The following is a 2,675-nucleotide window of genomic DNA, read 5'->3' as shown; positions in this document are numbered from 1 at the left end:
AATACGAGACAAGGTTCACTCATTACCGCCCATGCTGGGTAAATTTTAACAGTGACAACTATCCTGCCAGAGGGGGCCATAACCGAATTGGTAGTTCAAATTCATCACTTTATAGTGGTGTAGCTATCATCTCTCGTTGTTCGGATGGTAACCCTCGACGTTTATTTCGTTTATTTAACCACTTACTGAATGGTTCTAGTGGAGAACTGAGCTCGATCCTTGCTACGGTTCAAAGTAAGAGGATTAAGAGCTTCTCTCATAGTGAGCTGGAAGTAATTAAGTTTGAAAAAGGTGGTAAAAGTTCATTTGAATTAATGAAAGCGATAGGCTCTTTTTTCAAAGAAAAAACATTAGAAGAAAAGCTTGGTTCTGACTTGCCTCAAGCTATCACTATTCAGCATTCGGTCGATGAACGTGTTTGGGCTGCAATTAAATCTGCTGTAGATTTGGGATTGTTATACCCCGTTGTAAAAAAAGATAGCAATGAGCGAAGCTTATTTCCCGAAAAGGAAGGGGTGTTCAGTTTAGCTAACTGTTTAGCGCCTCATTTCAATTTATTCCCTCGAGTGGGAAGGGCTGTTAGCATTTCAACTGTAATGAATAGCTCAAGATTGATTGAGCAAATGGAGTTATTTGAAAATGAATAATGTCCGCATTAAAGATTTATCACGATCTGAAATCATGCAATCACAGTTTGACTTAGGGATATTTTCTACAGGTTATGAGCCAAGGTGTACTCACTTAGCTAACCTACTTAATAGTGAAAACATCAAAGAGTCTTTAGTCTTATCATATGAAGAAAGTGCACAAAATGATGTTCACAAGGAAAATGAAAATTTCTTCAGATCGAAAGGGTACAAAAACTTCGTAACTTTGAAGCATTGTGAGATTAAATTAGCTTATCGTAGTCTTATCCAAGTGATGGATGGTATTGAAAGTGACAACGATATACACAAAGTACTAATCGATTATTCTTCAATGTCTAGGAACTGGTATTCAGCGATACTAAATTATCTTTTGAATTACTTCGATAAACCTATTGAAATCACAATGGTTTATTCTTGCGCTGAATATCCATTAAATAGCGGCTTTTTAGACTTTGAATTAGGGGACGTTAAAGTTTTACCTGGTTGCCAAGGCTCGTCTATTACGAAGAAGAAGAAAGCCGGTATCTTTATGTTAGGCTTCGATAGAATCGGCCCTCTTAGCTTCTATAACCTTTTGGAACCAGATATTGCTTACGGGGTGATATCTTCGCCCGGCTCATTGCCTGATTATGAAGATAAAGCTCGCAGTATTAACTCACAGTTCATACAGCACCAGTTAAAAAATGGTGAGAATTTAGTTGGTTCTCCTATCTTTAGTGTGGCTCAAACATTTGAAAATTTGTGTCAGCTTATCAGGCCCGTAGTCAGTAAATACAATGTCTCCATAGTGCAGTTCGGTCCAAAGCCACATTTGTTGGCTTCAGTTATTGCAGGCTTGAGCTTTCAAGGCGTTAGCTGCATATACTCGGAATATAAACGAAGTAAGCCGCATAGTGTGAAGGCTAGTGGCGAATTTGTAATCACATCCATAACTCATGGTATGGAAAATGGTAAGTACTAACTTCGGTTATTAAATAGTAAGCCCTGTCACTCTTCAAGAGTGACAGGGCTTACAACGCCCGCGAATACTAAGCTGATAAGCCTTATCTACGAATGCTAATCGAATGACCACGGAGCTATAGACGCTCTCAGCGCCTCCTTTCTTGCTTGTTACTACCTTACATACAATAATCAGGTTGAATCACTTCAATACAGCAATCGCTGTCCGGATGATTGCAATAAAACCCAATACTTTTAGCGCATTCTAATTTCTGGCCCACTCGGGCTATACAAAGTACCAATTGATAATGGCTTACGGCCAGTTCAGTTGTTCGGGAACTTCTCACGCAGTAGCACCGCTCTATTATCATATCTATTGGATGTGGCACTTTTAACGAATAAAGTGGGAGCAATAACACTAACCAAAAATCGCAATGAACTCTGTTACTGCACTCTGAAATTAGAACAATTGATATAGCCGTATAAAGCCGACTTAGTGTCGGCTTTTTTTGGCCTTAACGTTTTATAAGGAAGCAGAACCATGGCTACTAACTTCATGTTCAAAGTCACTCTAGTATTAAAGAGAAACCCTAATGGCTCATACGCAACACAAGCTGAACGCAAGAAGGTTCTAAAGCTTGTAGATCGAAACTTGAAAGAGCTCGGCTATAACAAGCTTCAACTACATAACTTAGGTTCAAAACATTTGAACGCGGTGATTGGTATGTGGATGAGCAATGGCCTAAGTACTGGAACTATTAAAAATCGAGTTGCTCACCTTCGTTGGTTACTGGAGAAAATAGATAAGCCGGGAGTTCTTCCTTCTAGTAATACAAGCCTAGGTATTCCTAAGCGTGTACATGTGACAAACCAAGATAAATCTATAGAACTAAAAGAAGAGCAATTGAACTTGATTAGTAACCCTTACTTACAGGCTTCATTTCGATTACAAGCTGCTTTCGGTTTAAGAAGGGAGGAGTCTATGAAAATTCGTTTGAAAGAAGCGGATAAACCCCCTCTGGCAGGATAGTTGTCACTGTTAAAATTTACCCAGCATGGGCGGTAATGAGTGAACCTTGTCTCGTATTC

At 39.2% G+C, this 2,675-nt stretch carries 2 protein-coding genes and 1 pseudogene; all 3 read left to right on the top strand.

Features of this window, described 5'->3' with window-relative positions:
• Positions 1-647 (top strand): annotated as a pseudogene (locus Q1A70_RS19465) (hypothetical protein); the annotation flags it as partial.
• Positions 640-1,608 carry a hypothetical protein gene (locus tag Q1A70_RS19460; protein WP_299695587.1) on the top strand — a complete coding sequence of 323 codons (969 nt, stop codon included), beginning with the start codon at positions 640-642 and terminating at the stop codon, positions 1,606-1,608. The pseudogene Q1A70_RS19465 and the gene Q1A70_RS19460, both read left to right, overlap by 8 nt.
• 519 nt (positions 1,609-2,127) lie before the next feature.
• Entirely contained in the window at positions 2,128-2,616 is a 489-nt protein-coding gene (locus Q1A70_RS19455; protein WP_299695585.1) for a phage integrase N-terminal domain-containing protein, read from the top strand.
• Positions 2,617-2,675: the final 59 nt, after the last annotated feature.

Origin of the sequence: uncultured Vibrio sp., assembly GCF_947488985.1 — a bacterium.
Taxonomy (GTDB): Bacteria; Pseudomonadota; Gammaproteobacteria; order Enterobacterales; family Vibrionaceae; genus Vibrio.
This window is presented reverse-complemented; position numbering and strand designations above follow the sequence as displayed.